This is a genomic window from Thermosipho globiformans, assembly GCF_003990895.1.
GTDB classification, from domain to species: Bacteria; Thermotogota; Thermotogae; order Thermotogales; family Fervidobacteriaceae; genus Thermosipho; species Thermosipho japonicus.
The window spans coordinates 59194-79124 of the sequence record NZ_BHXD01000005.1 but is presented as its reverse complement, the minus strand read 5'-3'; the positions used below and the strand labels follow the sequence as shown (position 1 = coordinate 79124).

22 protein-coding genes, 2 tRNA genes and 1 pseudogene are annotated in these 19931 nt (G+C 30.0%); 13 read left to right on the top strand and 12 right to left on the bottom strand.

All coding sequences use genetic code 11. The features are described 5' to 3' along the window. Positions 1-2 precede the first annotated feature (2 nt). From EO083_RS05170 to EO083_RS05125, 10 genes are all read right to left on the bottom strand, one after another. The gene (locus EO083_RS05170) at positions 3-1436 is read right to left on the bottom strand and encodes a hypothetical protein (protein WP_126993111.1); all 1434 of its coding nucleotides are present in this window, start codon (positions 1434-1436) and stop codon (positions 3-5) included. After that, a complete protein-coding gene (locus EO083_RS05165) occupies positions 1430-2611 on the bottom strand; it encodes a hypothetical protein (protein ID WP_126993110.1) in 1182 nt (393 codons plus the stop codon). Before EO083_RS05165 ends, EO083_RS05170 begins: the two co-directional genes overlap by 7 nt. 11 nt (positions 2612-2622) lie before the next feature. Then, positions 2623-3264, bottom strand: a complete 642-nt coding sequence (gene radC / locus EO083_RS05160; protein WP_126993109.1) for a RadC family protein — start codon at positions 3262-3264, stop codon at positions 2623-2625. After that, a complete protein-coding gene (locus EO083_RS05155) occupies positions 3236-3811 on the bottom strand; it encodes a Maf family protein (protein WP_126993108.1) in 576 nt (191 codons plus the stop codon). The genes radC and EO083_RS05155 overlap by 29 nt, the downstream gene beginning before the upstream one ends. Further along, positions 3771-4325, bottom strand: coding sequence for a Gx transporter family protein (locus tag EO083_RS05150; RefSeq protein WP_241229978.1), 555 nt, complete (start codon positions 4323-4325; stop codon positions 3771-3773). The genes EO083_RS05155 and EO083_RS05150 overlap by 41 nt, the downstream gene beginning before the upstream one ends. After that, a complete protein-coding gene (locus EO083_RS05145; RefSeq protein WP_126993107.1) occupies positions 4268-4615 on the bottom strand; it encodes a NusG domain II-containing protein in 348 nt (115 codons plus the stop codon). Before EO083_RS05145 ends, EO083_RS05150 begins: the two co-directional genes overlap by 58 nt. After that, complete coding sequence (hutI, locus tag EO083_RS05140) at positions 4602-5798, bottom strand: imidazolonepropionase (RefSeq protein WP_126993106.1); 1197 nt, start codon at positions 5796-5798, stop codon at positions 4602-4604. Before hutI ends, EO083_RS05145 begins: the two co-directional genes overlap by 14 nt. Positions 5799-5803: 5 nt before the next feature. After that, the gene (locus EO083_RS05135) at positions 5804-6550 is read right to left on the bottom strand and encodes an undecaprenyl-diphosphate phosphatase (RefSeq protein ID WP_126993105.1); all 747 of its coding nucleotides are present in this window, start codon (positions 6548-6550) and stop codon (positions 5804-5806) included. 10 nt (positions 6551-6560) lie between these two features. Next, positions 6561-7196: a hypothetical protein gene (locus EO083_RS05130; protein ID WP_126993104.1), complete on the bottom strand. Its 636-nt coding sequence runs from the start codon at positions 7194-7196 to the stop codon at positions 6561-6563. 67 nt (positions 7197-7263) lie between these two features. Continuing rightward, positions 7264-8268 (bottom strand): M42 family metallopeptidase, encoded by a 1005-nt coding sequence (locus EO083_RS05125; protein ID WP_126993103.1) that lies wholly within the window; start codon positions 8266-8268, stop codon positions 7264-7266. A 102-nt stretch (positions 8269-8370) separates the two neighbouring features. Here EO083_RS05125 and tilS point away from each other — a divergent pair, with 102 nt between their 5' ends. The 13 genes and pseudogenes from tilS to EO083_RS05070 all read left to right on the top strand — a co-directional run bounded on the left by tilS (position 8371) and on the right by EO083_RS05070 (position 18824). Then, complete coding sequence (gene tilS, locus EO083_RS05120) at positions 8371-9630, top strand: tRNA lysidine(34) synthetase TilS (RefSeq protein WP_126993102.1); 1260 nt, start codon at positions 8371-8373, stop codon at positions 9628-9630. Next, complete coding sequence (gene ftsH, locus EO083_RS05115) at positions 9627-11483, top strand: ATP-dependent zinc metalloprotease FtsH (RefSeq protein WP_126993101.1); 1857 nt, start codon at positions 9627-9629, stop codon at positions 11481-11483. The genes tilS and ftsH overlap by 4 nt, the downstream gene beginning before the upstream one ends. Beyond that, complete coding sequence (locus EO083_RS05110) at positions 11446-11841, top strand: thioesterase family protein (RefSeq protein ID WP_126993100.1); 396 nt, start codon at positions 11446-11448, stop codon at positions 11839-11841. The genes ftsH and EO083_RS05110 overlap by 38 nt, the downstream gene beginning before the upstream one ends. Continuing rightward, entirely contained in the window at positions 11825-13207 is a 1383-nt protein-coding gene (locus tag EO083_RS05105; protein WP_126993099.1) for a B12-binding domain-containing radical SAM protein, read from the top strand. Before EO083_RS05110 ends, EO083_RS05105 begins: the two co-directional genes overlap by 17 nt. 65 nt (positions 13208-13272) lie before the next feature. After that, positions 13273-13362: transfer RNA gene (locus EO083_RS05100), tRNA-Leu, on the top strand. A gap of 41 nt (positions 13363-13403) precedes the next feature. Beyond that, a tRNA-Met gene (locus tag EO083_RS05095) sits at positions 13404-13480 on the top strand. Between the two features lie 115 nt (positions 13481-13595). Beyond that, positions 13596-14594, top strand: coding sequence for a TolC family protein (locus EO083_RS05090; protein WP_126993098.1), 999 nt, complete (start codon positions 13596-13598; stop codon positions 14592-14594). A gap of 2 nt (positions 14595-14596) precedes the next feature. Continuing rightward, the gene (locus tag EO083_RS10005) at positions 14597-15310 is read left to right on the top strand and encodes a TolC family protein (RefSeq protein ID WP_241229977.1); all 714 of its coding nucleotides are present in this window, start codon (positions 14597-14599) and stop codon (positions 15308-15310) included. After that, positions 15291-15932 (top strand): TolC family protein, encoded by a 642-nt coding sequence (locus EO083_RS10000; protein ID WP_241229976.1) that lies wholly within the window; start codon positions 15291-15293, stop codon positions 15930-15932. The genes EO083_RS10005 and EO083_RS10000 overlap by 20 nt, the downstream gene beginning before the upstream one ends. Next, positions 15929-16948: an efflux RND transporter periplasmic adaptor subunit gene (locus tag EO083_RS05080; RefSeq protein WP_126993097.1), complete on the top strand. Its 1020-nt coding sequence runs from the start codon at positions 15929-15931 to the stop codon at positions 16946-16948. The genes EO083_RS10000 and EO083_RS05080 overlap by 4 nt, the downstream gene beginning before the upstream one ends. 16 nt (positions 16949-16964) lie before the next feature. Continuing rightward, positions 16965-17321, top strand: a pseudogene (locus EO083_RS10225) (ABC transporter ATP-binding protein); the annotation flags it as partial. A gap of 89 nt (positions 17322-17410) precedes the next feature. Continuing rightward, positions 17411-17611 (top strand): ATP-binding cassette domain-containing protein, encoded by a 201-nt coding sequence (locus EO083_RS10220; RefSeq protein WP_277600363.1) that lies wholly within the window; start codon positions 17411-17413, stop codon positions 17609-17611. A gap of 31 nt (positions 17612-17642) precedes the next feature. Continuing rightward, entirely contained in the window at positions 17643-18824 is a 1182-nt protein-coding gene (locus EO083_RS05070; protein WP_126993096.1) for an ABC transporter permease, read from the top strand. Positions 18825-18850: 26 nt separating this feature from the next. Here the strand turns inward: EO083_RS05070 and EO083_RS05065 are convergent, their stop codons facing one another. Continuing rightward, positions 18851-19147 (bottom strand): hypothetical protein, encoded by a 297-nt coding sequence (locus tag EO083_RS05065; protein WP_126993095.1) that lies wholly within the window; start codon positions 19145-19147, stop codon positions 18851-18853. After that, the gene (gene kamE / locus EO083_RS05060) at positions 19144-19929 is read right to left on the bottom strand and encodes a lysine 5,6-aminomutase subunit beta (protein ID WP_126993094.1); all 786 of its coding nucleotides are present in this window, start codon (positions 19927-19929) and stop codon (positions 19144-19146) included. Before kamE ends, EO083_RS05065 begins: the two co-directional genes overlap by 4 nt. Positions 19930-19931: the final 2 nt, after the last annotated feature.

Sequence of the window (19931 nt, the reverse complement as noted above, 5' to 3'; positions counted from 1 at the left end):
AGTTAAAAATTAACTTGCAAAGAGATAAAATAGTTTTTATTGATAAAATAGTTTTTATTTACAAATAAACTTTTAAGTGATAAAAATTTATAACCAATTTCTAGACTAAAAATGTTATAAACTTGATCGTAAGTATTTATCACCGAAGATTCTGGTGTGGGATTAACATTGCCACTCCAGCTATCCCAAAACCATTTCCACCTAATTTTTCCACTACTATCATCTATTACCATACCCTTAACTAGAAAATTATATTCTGTTGAAATTTTAAAATCATTTTTTGAAAAAGAAAAGCCTAAACTAAGCATAGTAGCATCAGGTCCATATTTAAAACCAAGAGGGTAGTCCATCAAACTTCTTGATGGGAAAGAATTATTATCTATGTAAAAATGTCTAACGTTAACCCTTAAATATGGTAAATAGTTTGTTATGTACATCCATTCGCTTGTAAAGTCATACTCAATCCATACATTAAATGGCTTATAGCCTATAGACATTCCAAAATTGTATCCGTAAGCATCTGGTTTATAATTTGACCCAACTTCGGTTGGGCCATTAATATCATCAAGACAAAATTCACCGTAAATTGAAATATTGCTAACTTTTACATTAAAGTCAATTGAAGATAATACGTTTGAAAAACCTTCACCGTAAGTATTATGAAAAAACATTAGAGGGTTTATGTCAATTATATCAGGAAATTTTCCACCAACTACATTTATTTCACCAATTCCAATTCTGAAATTGTCTATGAAAAAGTCGAATCTGTGAGCAGCGATAGTTTTTACAGGTTCAAAGAAATTTGTTGATGGGGTATGTTTTTCAAAATAGTTTCTTTGAATTTCTTGTTCATATGATGATAGAAGTGGATAGGAAGATATCAAGTGGTATGTATATTTGAAAAAAATATTTTTTGTTGAAAAAGTAATGTTATCTTGGAAAGTTGTATCTGATATTGAAATTGGATATTTTGAATTTCCCCAATGCAATGGAAACCTTCCAATTCCAAGGAAAACATTATCAGATATATAACCTAAGAGAAAATTTTCTGGACCATTCATATCAAAAGTGGGCTTTCCATCTACCAAGAAAAAATTGGTAGAAGGATCTTTTACTTTTGATATGATTTCTTTTTGAAAAGGAATATTTGTGTACAATACAAGATTTTGGAAATTGTAGAAAAGACTAACTTCTATAAATGGCTTTACATTGTCAAACAAATAAAAAACGTTTTCTGCTGGATTTGTTGGATATCCATTTCCATCTCCATGAAAAACAACAAAATTATTACTCCAATTAGAAAAAGAGTACATGATATTAAATGAAAACTTATTTTCGAAATTTTTTTCAAAATTTTTTGAAGAGTAAAAAATAAATTCTGAAAAGTAAATACTTGAAAGAAGCAATAAAAAGATAATAAATTTTTGTTTTAGCATTTATTTCCTCCATATACTATACAACAATGTTTTTCTGCAAAAAGAAGCCTTACGATTTCAGGGTCAAAATATTCAACAATGAAATCATGTGAATTATAATTTTTTATAATTTCTAATATTTTCCCTTTTTCTTCTTTGAAAATGTTGCTTTTAATATTTTGATAGAATTGCCTTATACCAATGTATGAGGTTGTTTTTGCAATAATTTTGACTGATACATTTTCAACCTGGTTTTCGAACTTTTCAAAATATTTTTTAGCGTTTTCTAATTCTTGTTTATTTAAATAATAAAATCCATAAAATAGATTATATTCTGGAGTTTTTTCAAAAATTTTGAGTTTTGATTCATCAAATTTTCTATTATTAACTATGCTCCACGCAGCTTGTGCAAAATTGGCTTTTATACAATATTCCTTTGGATTTGGAATTGTTCCCTCTTTTTTACTGTAGTTAACATTTAGACAGTAGCTTTTCGTATTTTCTGTTTCCAAACTTTTTTGCTTTATTATGTATAACAAAAGTTCAGTAAATTTTTTATGCATTACCGCATTTTTAACAATTCCAACATCTTCTAAAGTATTTGTATAAACTTGATAAATGATTTTGAAAAAATCATCTATTTTTGAAATTAAAGATAATATTTTAGAAAAATTAGAGTAATTACCTTCTATTAGATAATATTCTAATAGAAGAAGATATGGGTATATTGAATCTGGAAAATTTTTAACAAATTGTATAATTTCTTTTATTACATCCTCTCGATTATACATTCTAGAGAGAAGATAGTTATACTTAAAAATAACATCATTTTGGTTTTCTAGTAAGGTTTTATTTTTTTCAGATTTGCCTTCTAGAATATTTAATAACGCCAAGAATAATGTTCTTTTTTCAGGAGATTTTTCGTTTATCAGAAATTTTCTTAATGTTTTTATAACGTCCATTACTGAAGAATCATAGTCTTGTGAATTAATATCAAATATTGACAAAGTTTTATCAGTGACAAGATTTGCTTCTTTTGTAATTTTTTCTTTTATGATCTTCATTTGTTCTAGATCCTGAACTTTTTTTGATTTTTTTTCTGATTTATTTTTTATTTTTCCTTTTTTTATTAAATCTTTTTCCAATTCTTCTTTTAGTTTTAATATATTCTTTAATTTATCATCATTATTGTTCATGCATTAACACCTCACAATAGTTTATTGTGTTTAAAGCTATAAAATCCATTGCCAATTATAACATGATCAAGCAGTTTAATACCAATTATTTCTCCAGCCTTTTTGATTTTTAAAGTAACTTCCCTATCTTCTTTGCTTGGCCTAACATCACCCGAAGGGTGATTGTGTACAACAACGACATAGCTAGCAGAGTTTTTAATAGCTTCACGATATATTTCTCTTGGATGTGCAAGGCTTGTATCGATTAAACCAATTGTTATATCTTTTGTAGAAATTTCGTATAATTTTGAATTTAAAGATATAACCCTAACAACTTCTTGTTCAAAGTGCTTCATGTCAAGGCAATGCTCGTATATAAGCTCTGGAGAATTTAGAAATTTCCCTTTTCTATCTTCTAAAAGATATCTTTTTGAAAGTTCCATTGCTGCTAGTATGGTAACTGCTTTGACAATTCCAAGTCCTTTTACTTTGCACAGTTCATCAATTGAAGCGGCACTTATTTTTTTCAAGCTCTTGTCAAAACTTTCAAAAAGATTTTTTGAAAGTTTTAAAACATCTAAATCTTTTGTCCCAGTTCTTAAAAGTATAGCAAGTAGTTCTTCTGTGCTTAGATTTTCAACACCTTCATTTATTAATTTCTCCCTTGGAAGCATCTATTATCCCCCTATCCCATAAGATATCCCAAACTTTTGAAATGGGAAGACCAACTACATTAAAATAATCACCTTCAATTTTTTCTACCAAAACACTTCCAAGTTCTTGGATTCCATACCCACCAGCTTTATCAAAAGGTCTTGCAGTATTAATGTAAAATTCAATCAATTCTTTTGGGAGATTTTTAAATTTTACATTTGTTTCTTCTGAGAAAGTTATAACTTCCTCTTTAAATTTAATTGTAACCCCAGTAATTACAGTGTGCCATTTTCCTGATAGACTTTTAAGCATTCTAAAGGCTTCTTTATAATCCCTTGGTTTTCCAAATATTTCTTTGTTGAGAGTTACTACAGTATCTGCAGCAAGAACTACACCATCTTTTTTAATACTCATTGCTTTTAAGTATGATAATTTTTCAGCTAAAAGTTTAGGATCTTTTTCGTTAATATTTTCGTCTATATTTGAAGGTATAACTTCAAAATCTATTTTTAGTAATTTTAATAACTCAATCCTTCTTGGAGATTTTGAGGCCAAAATTATTTTCATCAATTATTTCCTCCATTTTTTTTGCAAGATATGCATTAATAATTGCAGAAATTAGTCCTAATCCTATCATCAAAGGTAAAAAAGAAAAAATTGCACTACTTTTTATTAAAAAACTTCCAACCAAAACTTGAACAAAATTATTACTAATCATACCAATGATACTCAAAGTTGTGTAACTAAAAATCTTTGTTTTAGAAAATATCCATTCAAAAGTTGCAGCAGAGATTATTCCAAAAAAGCCCATGAAAAAAGGTGGTGTAAATAAAATTCCTGAAAAGAGCGATCCAATAATTGTTTTAAGTGTTCCTACAAGAATTCCAGCTCTAAACCCAATATTTACAACGGTGTAAAGAATAACAAAATTTGAAAACCCCCATTTTCCCCCTGGCACTGGATATGGTATAAAACGTTCAACAACAAACATTACCGAAGAAATGGAAATAAGTAGTGAATATATTACCACGTTTGTAGTTCTTGAGTTTGTGATTCGATTACTATCTTGTTGGGAACGCAAATTATTTTTCCTCCTCTTTTTATTTTCCCAGTTTTTTCACAAATTTTTAGGGGACATGTTGAATCTGTAACCCAAACATTTTTACCATCATAGTGAACTATAGTTAATATTTTTCCTTCTTTATCTTTTACCGGATAGTCTCCAGGCTTTTTTAATTCAGTATATATTTTTCCGTCTAATTTTACCAAAAATATTTCATCTTCTCTATTGTTTGTTTTTAAAGTGAAAAAAACGGCTATTAATATAACGGCAAGAATCAAGAAGATATCAATTTTCTTAAATGTTTTCATATATTGTCACCTTGCCGTTAATTATTATTGCACTTAAAAAATTTTGATCAAACATGTATGGAATATCCAAAAGTTCATTTGTATTCCAAATTGCAATGTCACATTTGTAGCCGGGCTCAATTTTTCCGTTTTCTATACCCAAAACATATGAAGAATTTAGAGTATATGCAGTTAATATCTCTTCCGGTTCCATTTTTAAAAATCTAAGTGCAAGATGAAAGATAAATGCAGGATTAAATATAGGGCATGAACCTGGATTGAAGTCAGAACCAATACTAATTGCAGCACCATTATCTATTAGTTTTCTTGCTGGTGCAAAATCCTCTCCCAGATAAAAACTTGTTCCAGGCATTAATGTAGCGACAGTATTTGAATTTGCAATTTGAGAAATGTCTTCATCACTTATTTTTAGTAAATGATCAGCAGATATTGCACCAAGTTTAATAGCAAGTTTTGCAGCGCCAACATTTTCAATTTCATCAGCATGAAATCTAATTTTAAAGCCTTTATTTTTGGCAAGTTCAAAAAATTCTTCAATATCTTGTGGTAAAAAAACTCCTTTATCGCAGAAAACATCTATTGTATCAGTGAATTCTTTGATGTCATCAAGCCATTTTTTTACTTCATCTATGTAATCTTTTTTATTGATATCAATAGGAATTGCGTGCAAGCCCAAAAAAGTAGGAATTATTTTAACATCTTGTATCTCGTTTAAAATTTTCATAGCTTTTAGTTGTTTTAATTCGGAAATTTTTTCGAGCCCATATCCACTTTTTCCTTCAATTGCTGCGATACCGTGTCTTTTAAATAAGCTTAAATATTTTAAATTTTGCTTTACAATTTCATCTGTTGTTGCATTTCTTAGCATTCTAACACTACTATGTATTCCACCACCACTTTCAAAGATTTCAGAGTAGGATTTTCCTCTTGCTCTTAAATAAAATTCTTTTGCTCTGCTTCCAAAAAATGGAATATGTGTATGAGCATCTACAAAAGCAGGCGTAACAAGTTTTGCTTTTATGGTAAAATCATCGGTTATTTTGTGCTTTTTTATGTCTACTATTTTTCCATTATTAAATATGATGTCTACATCAAATGCTTCGAAAATTTTTTTCATTTCATTTCCTTTTTTTGGTGCTTGTCCAGAAGGACTAATAAGATGTTCTGCATGGATTTTTAACATTTATTTCACCCCACAAAAAAAGTTATAATAGCTATTAAAAGACAGTAATATGAAAATATTTTTAGCTTTTTAGATATAGTTAGCTTTTTTAAGATTAATAGACTTAACAACCCAGAAAGAAATGCTATAAGGCCGGAAATTAGGATATAACTATTTAACTGAATTTTGCTAGTTTCAAGTATTCCGGCTCCAAGTATTACAGGAATTCCCATTAAAAAAGAATATTTTAGTGCTTTTTCTCTCTTTAGACCAACGGTTAATGCTCCAAAAAGTGTTATTCCACTTCTTGAAATCCCAGGGAAAATTGCTATCATTTGAAATAGACCTATTATCAATGCATCAATGTAGGATATATCAAAAAAATCTTTTTTACCTTTTAGTTTGTCTGAAACAAACAATGATGCAGCAGTTACTAGAAAAAAGAAAGAAATAATTTTTAGTTTTGAAAAAGAATTTTCTATTATTGAATTAAAAAGAAGTCCAAAAGTTGCAGCTGGAATTGTTGAAATAATAATTTTTAAAACTAAAGAATAATATTCTTTTTTTAGTGTAAATAGCCCTTTTAAAATTTCAACTATTTCTTTCCAGACAAATACTATAATTGCAGCTAGGGTTGCAAGGTGTAAAAATGCAAAATTTGAAATATTAGGTTCAATATTGAATAAATAAGAAAATAAAGTTAAGTGCCCAGAACTTGAAATAGGTAAAAATTCTGTTAATCCTTGAATTAGTCCTAACACTATTTGATTCATTTTTTCCTCCTTAAGGTGTAATTTTTCCCACGTATGGTCCGTAGGTTACAACTAAACTTCTTAATTTTTCTAAATCAAGAAAATTAAAATATTCTTTTGCTGTATCTATGTCTGGAAATGCTCCAAGACATAGGGTATAGAAAGTTTTGTTATTTCTTTTAAATCTCATTGAATATGATACGTAACCATTTGCTTTTAAAGTCATTATATCCTGAAAAATTTGTTCCGGATGTTCTCCTGTTTTGAGAAAAATAGTATACACACTTTTTCCAGGAATAAGTCCAGGGATTTTTACATCATTTATTGGTAAAACCACAAAATAGGCATTTTCTGAAAGTATATTTATAATAAAACTTTTGTATTTATTTACTATTTTAAGAGCGTTTTCTTTGTCAACTACAAAAGTTGATACTTCAGTTCCTTTTTCTAATATTTCAATGCTATGGGCAATTAATTTGTTATAGTCAAATTCTTCAAAACTTATCATAGTTTCAGTTGAAGGCAAAGAAAATTCTGGAAGCTTTTCACTTCCAGAATTTTCTTTATTTAATTCTAAAGGTTTTGGAATGTAAATTACGTCCACTTTAACAGCTGCTTTTTTTACATACAAAAATATTGTTGAAGCTAAAAAGAGCAAAGTAAGCAATGATAAAACTAATATAATACTGCTTATTATTTTAAACTCAAGTGGTGTGAAATTTTTTCTAGGCAGTTTATAAGCCCTCCTCAGCGTATTTTAATAACAAATCGATTGTTGCCTCAACATCTTTTTTATGAACCATTTCATTTGGTGTATGTATATATCTAGTTGCAATTGATACTGTTGCACTTGGTATACCGGCCTTTGTATGTTGATATCCTCTTGCATCTGTACCACCAAATATTAATACTTCCATTTGATATGGTATGTTGTTTTTTTCTGCTAAATCTTTAAGAGTATCTATTATTTTCTTGTCACTTATTGATGCGTTATCTTTAACTTTTATGCACGCACCATTTCCAAGCTTCATTGGGACTCTTTTATATCCTTTTGGAGTATCTCCGGCTGCAGTAACATCAATTGCAATAGCAACGTCAGGGTCAATATTATAACCTGCAACGCTCGCTCCTACCAATCCCACTTCTTCCTGAACGGCAAATACACCATATACTGAGTTTTTGGGATTTTTAAGTTTTTTAAATAATTCTATGATTACGGCACAACCTATTCTGTCATCCATTGATTTTGAGATGTAGTAATCACCTTGTTCGACAAAGTATCCATCGAAAGTTCCAAATGTTCCAATTGGACATAATTTTTCTGCTTCCTCTTTACTTTTTGCACCAATGTCTACGTATAATTTGTCAAAAGACAAATTTTTAATGTTTGATACCATATCACTACCTGTTTCACCTTCAACTCCTACAATTCCAATGATATTTCCAAATCTAATCTTAGACTGTAATATTGTATATGGTGAAACTCCACCAACCATGTCAATTCTTAAAAAGCCGTTATCATCGATATTTGTAACAACTACACCTATTTCATCCATATGTGCGTCAAAAAGAATCTTTTTATCAGAAGAACCTTTTTTCCAAACAATGAGGTTTCCGAGTTTATCAACTTCGTATCCGTCTATGAAACCTTCAAGTTCAGAGAGAATAACTTCTCTTATTTGATGTTCTCTACCACTTGGACTGTGAGTTTCTGTTAATTTTTTAATTAATTCTTTCATCAAAAAACCTCCTTTTATTTTTTTCAATTTTATTATACACTACTAATATGAAAAATGGCAAATGAAAGAAGGTGAAGAAAGTTGACACTATTGGAGAAATTTATGCAAAAAATTAAAGAATATAATTTGATAGTGGAAAATGACAGAATATTAGTGGCGGTTTCTGGAGGAATTGATTCATCAGTTCTTTTAAACTTATTAGCTAAGATAAGAGATTATTTTAAATTTAGTATTTTTTGTGCAACCATAGATCACGGTATTAGAAAAGAGTCAAAAGAAGAAGTAAAATTTGTTTACAATATGGCACAATCACTTAATGTTGAATGTTTTATCAAAAATTTTGATGTGCCATTGCATGCAAAAGAGAATAAATTATCTATAGAAGAGGCTGCAAGAAAGTTGAGATATAAATTTTTAAATGAACTTGCAGAGAAAATTAATGCAAATAAAATTGCAACAGCTCATAATTTAAATGATCTAGCTGAAACTGTACTTTTTAGACTTGCGCGAGGTACTGGCCCATTTGGCATATACGGAATGAAACCTAGAAATGGAAATATAATACGTCCCCTTTTATTTTTTGAAAGAAGAGAAATCGAGCAATTTGCAACTGAAAATAAAATACCGTTTGTGGTTGATAAAACAAATTTTGATACAAAATATACAAGAAATTTTATCAGGCATAAGATTATACCTATTTTTAAAGAAATTAACCCCTTATTTGAACAAGCTGTGTTAAGATTTGTAGAAAATGTATGGGAATTGGATAGTTTTGTGAAAGACAAGCTAAATGTCGAAACACTTGAATTTGAAGGAAGAGTATTTTTTAAGGTACCAAAAGATGAATATATTCTTGTAGAATTTTTAAGAAGAAAGACAATAGAGCATTTTGGAAAAGCTCCTGATAAAGAAAAGCTGGATAGATTGAAAAAGAATCTTTATAAGACATCTTTTAAAATAAGTTTTTGGGGGAATTATGGAGTTGAAATTTCATATGGATATGGAGTTTTGGGAAAATTTATAGAACATATGAACTATGAGTATAGTATGGACTGTCAAAATAAAGTTAATTTTGGCCCATTTGTGGTTAAATTTGGAAATAATGGTATAATATTTAAGAAAATGAATATAACCATTAGAAATTATAGATTTGGAGATAAAACAAAGGGAGGTAAGAAATTAAAAGAAGTATTTGTAGAAAAAAAGGTTCCTTCATTTATTAGAAGAATTATTCCTGTTTTTGTGGATGAAGAAGGTTATGTATTTTATATTCCAAATGTTTTTCTTGATAGAGATTACTTAGCAAAAGAAGAGAATGGAATAGCAATTAAGGTGGAAATGAAAGGAGGTTTTTGGTTTTGAATAGAGGAATTGGTTCGATAATAATTGGGTTGTTGATTATTCTAAGCCTATTTTGGATTTTTGAAAGTGTATTTTTTGGTGGAGCATCATCAGATGTAACGATGCATTATAGCGATTTTCTTAAGAGATTAAATTCAGATTCGGTGGATATTGCAGAGGTAGTTATTAAAGATGATGGAAACGTGTTGTTAAAAACGATTTCAGGAAGACGATACAATGTCTATGCTCCTTGGGTGAAATATGATATTGATTTGATTAACTCTATGGTTGAAAAAGGGATAAGAGTTACTGCTGAAAAAGGTGTGGACAGCTCATTCTGGGTAAATCTTGTGGGTAATTTACTATTTTTTGTTTTAATGCTTGTAATGTTTGGATTTTTGATAAGAGGACTTGGTGGTAGAAACAATCAGGCATTTACTTTTACAAAAAGTAGAGCAGAAAAAGTAATGCCTGGTAAAAAGAAAATAACTTTTAAGGATGTAGCAGGTGTTGATGAAGCTGTAGAAGAGCTTCAAGAGATAGTAGAATTTCTAAAAAATCCTACTAAATTTAATAAAATTGGTGCAAGAATGCCAAAAGGTGTGCTTTTAGTTGGGCCTCCGGGAACTGGTAAAACCTTACTTGCAAGAGCAGTTGCAGGTGAAGCCAACGTTCCATTTTTCCATATAAGTGGTTCTGATTTTGTTGAGTTATTTGTCGGTGTTGGTGCTGCAAGGGTTAGAGATTTGTTCAATAAAGCAAAGGAAAGTGCACCATGTATAGTATTTATAGATGAAATTGATGCGGTAGGAAGACATAGAGGAGCAGGTCTTGGCGGGGGTCATGACGAAAGAGAGCAAACACTAAACCAGTTACTTGTTGAGATGGATGGATTTGATGTAAGAGAAGGTATTGTTGTAATGGCTGCAACAAACAGGCCTGATATACTTGATCCTGCTCTGTTAAGACCAGGTAGGTTTGATAAGAAGGTAGTAGTTGATCCACCAGATGTAAAAGGAAGGGAAGAAATTTTAAAAATTCATTTGAGAGGGAAACCAATAAGTGAAGATGTTGATGTAAAGGTCTTGGCAAAAAGAACAACAGGATTTGTTGGCGCTGATTTAGAAAACCTTGTAAATGAAGCAGCACTTCTTGCGGCAAGAAATGGGCGAGATAAAATGAATATGTTTGACTTTGAAGAAGCTATAGATAGAGTAATAGCTGGACCAGCAAGAAAATCAAGACTTATTTCGGAAAAACAGAAGAAAATAGTTGCATATCATGAACTTGGGCATGCTATAGTTGGAACGGAACTCCCAAATTCAGATCCAGTTCATAAAATATCAATAATTCCACGTGGCCATAGAGCATTAGGTTTTACTTTACATTTACCAGCGGAAGACAAGTATTTGATCAGTAAAAACGAGCTTTTGGATAATATTACTGCTCTCCTAGGTGGAAGGGCGGCAGAAGAAATTGTCTTTGGTGATGTAACAAGTGGTGCGGCAAATGATATTGAACGTGCGACTGAGATGGCAAGGAAAATGGTTTGTGAACTTGGAATGAGTGAAAATTTTGGTCCACTTGCTTGGGGTAAAACTGAACAAGAGGTCTTTCTTGGTAAAGAAATTGCAAGAATGAGAAATTATAGTGAAGAAGTTGCAAAAATGATTGATAGTGAAATACAAAATATTGTTGGAAGATGCTACAATAAGGCAAAAGAGATATTGTTGAAGCATAGAAAAAAGATGGATGAACTTGCTGAAATTTTATTAGAAAGGGAAGAAATAAGCGGTGAAGAATTAAGAGAGCTTCTTGTTAAGGAGGATGAAAGATTTGTGGAGGAAGATAGAGGGGATAAGCAAGACGATTGATTTTATTCCTGATGAAAGTTATCTTTGGGATGAAGATGATGAGATGAGAAATTATCATTTTGTTTCTTCTTCTAGTCTTGCTCGTGTTGCTTTTAAACTTGGTGCTGATATGGTTAAAGATTTTTTGCCGGAGGATTTGATATCAGTTGTGTCAGAGTTTACTGTAAAACATTATATGCCGGTAGTTATTGGAGCAAAACTTGTTGTTGGTGTGAGAGTAAAGTCGGTTGATGGAAATTTAATAAATTTTTCTGGGTTAATTACTAAAGATAATAAGAAAGTTGCGGAAGTAGAATTTACTAGAGTTATAGTTTCAAGAAATTATCTTAGGAGGAAAGCAGTTGAGGAGACCACGTAAGAATGATGATTTTAAAGAGTATTCATATGTAAAAAAATTTAGCGATTCTGAGATAAGATTAAATAGTATTAATGGCAACCGTGGGGTTGCCTTAATTTTTCCAAATAATTATACGGTTGCTGCAAGTTCACTATCTTGGAGTTGGGTTCAGCAGCTATTTTGGGAATATAATATTCCAGTGGAAAGATATTTTTATGAAAGATGGTTTAAAAAATTTTATTCAATAGAATCTTTTACTCCACTAGATGAAAATAAGGTTTTTTTATTTTCTTTTCATTTTGAACCTGATATTGAAAATATAGTGGATATATTAAAAAAACAGGGAATACCGATTTTAAAAAATCAAAGAAATGAAAATCATCCTACTGTAATTGTAGGTGGAGCAATAACCTTTTTTAATTTAGAACTTATAAAACCTATTGCAGATGTTATAGTAATTGGTGATCTAGAAGATAAAGTTGAGAAAATCTCAGAGGGTATTAATATTTTACTAAGGGATAAGGAAAGTGGATTAAAGTTTTTAGAAAAAATTGAAAATGTAATAGTTAATGAGCAAAAAAATTATACGTTAAGTAATTTTGATATATCAAAAAAGCTTCCTGCTTCACACATTATTACTAGATTTTCAGAATTTGGAGAAAAAAGACTTATAGAGATTGGACGTGGATGTATAAGAAGATGCAAATTCTGTGTTATGGGTAATACAAAAAAGCCGGTAAAGTTTGTAAAAACAGATCTTATAGAAGAATTATTAAAAGATGAAAAATATCCTATCGGTATAATCAGTGCAACCATAACAGATTATCCATGGCTTGATGAATTACTTGATCTTTTGGAATACTATAAAGTTAAATTTTCGGTTTCTTCGATGAGGGCAGACGGAATTACGCGGAGACTTTTAAGGCTTTTAAAAGGAAGTGGTCAAAATACATATACGATCGCACCAGAAGGTATTTCTCAAAAAATTAGAGACGTTATGTTAAAAGATCTTAATGAAGAAGAATTGTTAACTGCTCTTGAGATGGGAAGAATGGAAAATTTTTCAAGTGTTAAATTGTATTATATCGTTGGTTTTGATGAAGAAGAAAGGGAAGATTTTAATGAACTTAAATCTTTTATTGACAAGGTAAAAAAGCTTGGATATAAGTCTATTACTTTAAGTATTAATCCTTTGATTCCAAAGAAAAACACACCATTCTATGGAAGAAAATTTATAAGTGAGAGAAGGTATAATGAAATAAGGAAGTGGATGTATGAAAATTTAAAGGGAGTAAAACTTCACTTTGAAAGTTATAAACTTTCTAAAAAGCAGAATTTATACAATGATATTAGTTTTGAAGAATTAATAAAACTTTTTAGTAAGTAATTAAAGAGAATCTCAAAAAAGATATTGACTAATTAAAAATTTATGATAGAATAGAAAGCGGTGACGCCGGGGTGGCGGAATTGGGAGACGCAGCGGACTTAAAATCCGCTGGGGGTTACACCTCCGTGTCGGTTCGAGTCCGATCCCCGGCACCACTTGAAAAAAATGGGAGTTTTGTTATAATAGATATAGACGGTGCGGGGTGGAGCAGTCTGGCAGCTCGTTGGGCTCATAACCCAAAGGCCGCAGGTTCAAATCCTGCCCCCGCTACCAGACAAAGAGAGCAGACTATTGTCTGCTCTCTTTTTTTATTTTTCCTAAGCTTTTTTTAAGGTTAGTTTGTTATAATTTATACAACAAAATTTAAAGGAGGGAAAACGATGAAAAAATGGTATCGTTTTTAATTCTATTTTTTGTTTCTTTTTCATTTGCACTTTCTGATGATATAATTTTGGGGTTAAAACAGAAAGATTCTTATGTTTTAAACGCTTTGACTTTTGAAAAAAAGAAGATTGAATATGAAAATTTAAAAATTACTGCAGATAGTACCATTTCAAAATTAACTGCCGAGGTTCAATATTATTCTGCACTTTCACAATTTAAAAACGGGAAAAGTAATTTTTTTAAGTCTGTTGTCTCGATATTGTTTTCTTTAAACATTAATAAGCTAAATTTACAGATAAAAAAGCTTTCATATGAAAATGCAAAGATCAGTTATGAAAATTCAAAAGAGTTGTATGAAAAAAACTTTATTTCTAAAGCAGAATGGCTAAAAGCAGAGTATGATTTGAAGAGTGCTGAGTATAATTTAAAGCTTGCAGAAAAAAATCTTGAAGATAGTTTAAGTGATTTTAGAAAATATTTTGACTTTGATGAAAATTTTACTCTTGATGTCAATTTTATTGATTTAAAAATTACTACGAATGTAGAGGAATTGCCTGATTATAAGGTTCAGTTATTAAATTATCAGATTTTATATGATGAATATATGGTTGAAAAAGATTATCTCTCAGAATCTGAAAAAAGGCAAAAGGAAATTGACCTGCAAATTTCAAAAATTAACCTTGAAGATTTAAAAGAAAGTATTGAAGAAAGTATTTCATCTTTTAATGATGAACTCGAACTTATTAAAAAGGAACTTGAAGTTTTAGAGGCAAATAGAAAATATCAAGAAGAAAATTTAAATTATACTAAAGTAAGATATGAAAAGGGATTAGTTGAAAAGTCTCAATACAATCAAGCACAAATTTCTTATCTTAACGCTTTGCTTCAAATTGAAAATAAAAAGATGAATTATATTACTAAGCTAATAGATATTTCAAAATATTCTGAAAGGAGTATCGAAGATATTTTAAAAGAAGCATTGGTTATCAATTGGGGTGATTAAAATTGAAGAAAATAATATTAATATTTATTTTTATCTTTTCAGGTCTTATTTTTTCAAATATGCAAGAGGAGATAAGAAATTACGTTGAAAATTCTCCAGAATATCTTCAAGCATTAAAAAATTACATCAATTCATCTTATGAGAAAGGATATAGCTTGAGTTTTGGTACAAATTTAAATAAGGTTTCATTTGAATACAACTTTGATAGTTATCAGTTAAGTGTGCCAGTGACTTTCAGGTTTTCCGATGATTTTAGTGTGAGCGCAAATTTTTCAGCTAATAACGATGTTCTAACATTTCCTGTTGGAGTAGATTTTAATGTTTTTAATTTTGATATTAATCTAAGTGGCAACTTTAGATTTGCTAATGATGAATTCAAAGATTCATATGAAATTTCAATTAGCAAAAGTCTGTTTGATAATAGTGATGAAGAGGATTTAGAAGAGAAAATTTCTCTTTTAAATGCAGAGTGGAATTTACTCAATGTAAAAAATCAAAAGGTTATTGAATACCTAAATAATGCGTATTATAGCCTTTACTATTCTAAAATGTATGAAATCTATTCTAAATTGTATCAATTAAAGAAAGAAGAGTTTAAGAAAATAGAGGAAAAATACTCGAAAGGTATTATCTCTCAGATAGAATATCTTAATCAGAAAAAATCTTTGCTTACATTGCAAAAAAATTTAAAAAGCTATGAAAGTAAAAAAAAGTGAATATGAAAAATATTCTAGTCTTCCATTTAATACTTTTGAAGTTAACTTACCACAGAAAGATTTTGAAAAAAGGTTAGATTTAAAAGCCTTAGAAATTCAAAAAGAGTTAAATGAGTTGAAAAAAGAAAGATTATATCAACTTTATGTGCCAAATATAAACTTGGGTTTTTCTATTGACTATGATTACAAAGAAGGTAGCAATGATAAAGAATTTAAACCTAAAGTCTATTTTAACTTTACATTAGATTTATTCGGAAATAAAGAGCTTGAAAAAGAAAATATTCTAATTGACTATGAGATAGCCTCAAAAAATCTCCAAGAAAAGATTGATATGTTAGAAAACCAATATGAACAATTTTTATACGAACTTGAAAACTCTAATAATGATTATGAAATAGCATTAATTGAAAAAAAGATAAAAGAAATTAACTTGGAAAATGTAAAGGAAAAGTTTGAAAAGGGTTTAGTAACTGAGGATGAATATAAGATATCAGAGTATGAATATTTGATAGAAGACTATAATCTTGAAAATGTAGAATTTTCTATCTTTATTAAAAAGCTAAATATTTATAGCTTTTTAGGATACGATCTTTTGTCTCTTATTGAGGAGGTGCTAGAGTGAAAAAGAAAGCTTTTATTTTTTCTTTAATGATTTTAATTTTATTAATCTCTTCGTGTGGTTTGAAATCTAATAAGGATAATGTATCGCTTGTAAAAAGTATAGAATATACAGTAAAAAAATCAGACTTGGTAGAATCAGTAAGTGCAACTGGAAAAATCATACCAAAAAATTATATGACGATTTATCCGGAGGTTTCAGGAAAAGTTGTAGAAGTTTACGTAAATGAGGGTGATTTTGTTGAAAAAGGCGATCCCATTTTAAAGATTGATGATGAAGATTATAAGATTTCTTATTTAAGTGCAAAACTTTCATATGAAATGGTAAAAGGAAATGGAACACTCGAGGAAGAATTAAAGAGACTTCAATATGAAAAGGCATACGATGATTTTGTAAATACCGTTATAAAGGCACCAATATCTGGATATATTGTAAATTTTTCAAAGAAGGTTGGGGACTTGGTAAATCAAAATCAAGCTTTATGTGTGATTTTAGATAGGTCTAGTTTTGAATTTGAAGGAACTATTGATATTATTGACTATTCAAAGGTAGAGGTGGGTCAAAAAATAAGTGTTGAAGTTGAAGGAAATTCTGAAATATTGCAGGGTGAGATTACTTATAAGCAAATTGCTAATATTTCATCTGCAAATGTTACAACAGCGACGATAAGAGCCGATATTAATAAGGTAAAATTTCCTGAAAATATTTTTATAGGAGCGTCATGTGAAGGTGAAATTTTGACAATTAACAAGAAAGATGTCTTAAAAGTCCCAACAAACGCAGTGATAGTAAAAAATGGTAAGAGGTATGTTCAAGTGAAAACTGGAGAAGATGAAAATAGTAATCCCATTAGTAAGCTTAGAGAAATTCAAATTGGTGCAATTACTGAAGATTTTGTAGAAGTTGTATCAGGATTAAATGAAGGAGATGTTGTACTAATTCAAAATAAATCTTTAAGTAAGAATTTCATTAAAACTGGGAATGCGGCACCACCTCCACTTGTAAGACCTGGTAAATAAAGAAAGAGGTGAGTATATGGAAATAGTTTTTGAAATGAATCAGGTTAAAAAAATATATAAAATGGGTGATGTGGATGTCAAAGCTTTAGATGGAATATCGTTTAAAATAAAAAAAGGAGAATTTGTTATCATTATGGGACCTTCAGGCTCTGGAAAATCAACTACTTTACATATTATGGGATGCCTTGATAAACCAACTAGTGGAAATGTTTATATAGATGGTGTTGATGTGAGTAAACTAAACGATAAATCGCTTGCGAAAATTAGAGGTGAAAAGATAGGTTTCGTCTTTCAACAATTTAATTTGCTTCCAAGACTTACAGCGCTTGAAAATGTAGAGCTCCCGATGATGTATAAAGGAGTTCCTTTGAAAAAGAGGCGTAAAAGGGCGAAAGAATTGCTGGAGTTAGTTGGACTTGGTGATAGAATAATCACAAACCAACACAACTGTCAGGAGGGCAAATGCAAAGAGTTGCTATTGCAAGGGCACTTGCAAATGAGCCAAGTTATATTTTGGCAGATGAACCAACTGGGAATTTGGATTCAAAGAGTGGAGAAGATATCTTAGAGATATTTAAGCGTTTAAATAAAGATGGTATGACCGTTGTAATTGTAACTCATGATCCTGAGTTGGAGCTCTTGGGAAATCATGTAATTTTCTAAGAGATGGAAAGATCCAAGAGGAGAGATATCTATGATTTACGAGATGTTTAAAGAAGCTATAAGAAGTTTGATGTACAATAAAATGAGATCTTTTCTTTCTATGCTTGGAATAGTAATTGGAGTAATGGCAGTTATATTAGTACTTTCACTTGGAAATGGTGCAACTTACTCAGTAAAGAGTGAAATTGAATCAATAGGATCAAACGTCTTTTTTGTAATGGCAAAGAGGACTAAATATGGAAAACTTACATTGGATGATATTGAAGAGATGAAAATGCAAGCGATGTATCTTACCGACATTACTCCAAGCTTTTCATCGAATGGTAATTTCAAATATGCTGAAAATACTATTTCAACACAATTTTATGCTACAAACCCAGATTTTATAAATATATTTGGTCTCAAGGTGGAAAGTGGAAGGCTGATTAATGAACTAGACTTTGAAGGTGGTTTAAAGGTTGCTGTAATAGGAAATTATGTTGCCGAAGAATTATTTGGAGAAGAAGATCCTTTAGGAAAAGAAATAAAGCTATATATTAATAATAGGTTTTTGCCGTTAAAAGTTGTTGGAGTTCTTGAAGAAACAGGATCAAAATTATTTTTAAATGTAGATAATGTAGTATTCATACCATTTACAACGGTTGAGCAACGGTTATTAAAATTAGATACTGTAAATCAATTTTTTGCTAAGGCAAAAAATAGCGAAGTGGTAGAGCAAGCAAAAGATGAACTAGAAATATTTTTATTTTCAAAGTTAAAAGATGAGGATTCTTATAAGATTTTAAGTCAGGATGAAATACTTGATACTATAAATCAAGTTACAGGAATGCTTAATTTAGTTCTCGGAGCTATAGCAGGGATTTCACTTCTTGTTGGTGGTATAGGAATTATGAATATTATGTTGGTATCAGTTATGGAAAGAACACGTGAGATAGGAATAAAAAAAGCAATAGGTGCAACCAATTCAAATATTATGCTTCAATTTTTAATTGAATCTTCCATTTTAACAGTTAGTGCTGGAATCATTGGAGTAGTTATGGGAATGATCTTTTCAAACTTTATAGGTAAATTTATAAATGTTACTCCACACTTTAGAGTTGATCAAATTATTCTGTCATTTGTTATATCAGGTCTTATTGGACTATTTTTTGGAATTTATCCTGCAATTAAAGCTTCAAAGCTTAATCCTGTTGATGCATTAAGGTATGAATAAAAGCCCTATGGAATTTTCCATAGGGCTTAAAATTCAAGTGCAATAACTATTGAAAATTTATAGTCATTAAATCTATGCATTTTATATAGCATTATACCATATATATCTGCAAGTATATCGTAAAAATCACATACGCCATTTTTAGATAATAAATCATACACTTCTTTTACAATTCCTATTGAAAAAGTAATAACTTCACTTTTATCTGAGAAGGTTGAGAAAATAGATTCTAAAATGCTTGATACATTCATATGAAGTAATTTGTCGTCTGAAAAGCAAGAAATAGCAATCAAAATTATAACTATTAAAACTAACCTTTTCATTTTGCTTGCATTCTTCTATAAAGTTCTTTTGCAATAAAAGCACCAACATGTTCTGCAAATGTATTTGGACCAAAGCCTGCATCATATCCAAGTTCTTTTGCAAGTTCGTGTGTAATTCTTGGGCCACCAACAACTAAAATAACGTTATCACGAATTCCTTCTGCTTCAAGTAGTTCTACTAATTCAGTTAAGTGTTTTATATGAATATTTTTTTGTGTAACAGTTTGTGAAACAAGCAAAGCATCAGCTTTTACTTCAATAGCTTTTTTAACAAATTCTTCAACAGGAACCTGACTTCCCATATTGTAAACTTCGAACATTTCGTATCTTTCTAGTCCATAGTGCCCTGCAAATCCTTTCATGTTTAAAATTGCATCGAGGCCGACCGTGTGTGCATCACTGCCAATTGTTGCACCTACAACCACTATTTTTCTTCCAATTTTTTCTTTTATAAATTGATCGATTTCATACATTGTCATTTCATCAACTTGAACTTTTGGAACATGTATGCTTTCATAATCGACTGTGTGGATACAGTCTCCGTAACCTACAAAGAATGTAAAACCTTTTGTAAGCTCTTTTGAAAACACTACTTGTGGATTTTCAAGCCCCATTTTTTTCATGAGTATTTTTGCGGCCTCTACTGCCTCATCTCCATATGGAACTGGCAAAGTAAAACTGACTTGTACTTTTCCATCGTTCATTGTATCTCCATATGGTTTGACTGCTTTTAGATTAAGAGTTTTATCTATATTTTTCTTTTCAAGATTGTATCCACTCATAT

Bases quoted from the DNA above. Each gene is read 5' to 3' on its own strand.
- EO083_RS05170 (WP_126993111.1), bottom strand. From the start codon at position 1,436: ATGCTAAAACAAAAATTTATTATCTTTTTATTGCTTCTTTCAAGTATT.
- EO083_RS05165 (WP_126993110.1), bottom strand. From the start codon at position 2,611: ATGAACAATAATGATGATAAATTAAAGAATATATTAAAACTAAAAGAA.
- radC (WP_126993109.1), bottom strand. From the start codon at position 3,264: ATGCTTCCAAGGGAGAAATTAATAAATGAAGGTGTTGAAAATCTAAGC.
- EO083_RS05155 (WP_126993108.1), bottom strand. From the start codon at position 3,811: ATGAAAATAATTTTGGCCTCAAAATCTCCAAGAAGGATTGAGTTATTA.
- EO083_RS05145 (WP_126993107.1), bottom strand. From the start codon at position 4,615: ATGAAAACATTTAAGAAAATTGATATCTTCTTGATTCTTGCCGTTATA.
- hutI (WP_126993106.1), bottom strand. From the start codon at position 5,798: ATGTTAAAAATCCATGCAGAACATCTTATTAGTCCTTCTGGACAAGCA.
- EO083_RS05135 (WP_126993105.1), bottom strand. From the start codon at position 6,550: ATGAATCAAATAGTGTTAGGACTAATTCAAGGATTAACAGAATTTTTA.
- EO083_RS05125 (WP_126993103.1), bottom strand. From the start codon at position 8,268: ATGAAAGAATTAATTAAAAAATTAACAGAAACTCACAGTCCAAGTGGT.
- tilS (WP_126993102.1), top strand. From the start codon at position 8,371: ATGCAAAAAATTAAAGAATATAATTTGATAGTGGAAAATGACAGAATA.
- EO083_RS05090 (WP_126993098.1), top strand. From the start codon at position 13,596: ATGGTATCGTTTTTAATTCTATTTTTTGTTTCTTTTTCATTTGCACTT.
- EO083_RS10000 (WP_241229976.1), top strand. From the start codon at position 15,291: ATGAAAGTAAAAAAAAGTGAATATGAAAAATATTCTAGTCTTCCATTT.
- EO083_RS10220 (WP_277600363.1), top strand. From the start codon at position 17,411: ATGCAAAGAGTTGCTATTGCAAGGGCACTTGCAAATGAGCCAAGTTAT.
- EO083_RS05070 (WP_126993096.1), top strand. From the start codon at position 17,643: ATGATTTACGAGATGTTTAAAGAAGCTATAAGAAGTTTGATGTACAAT.
- EO083_RS05065 (WP_126993095.1), bottom strand. From the start codon at position 19,147: ATGAAAAGGTTAGTTTTAATAGTTATAATTTTGATTGCTATTTCTTGC.
- kamE (WP_126993094.1), bottom strand. From the start codon at position 19,929: ATGAGTGGATACAATCTTGAAAAGAAAAATATAGATAAAACTCTTAAT.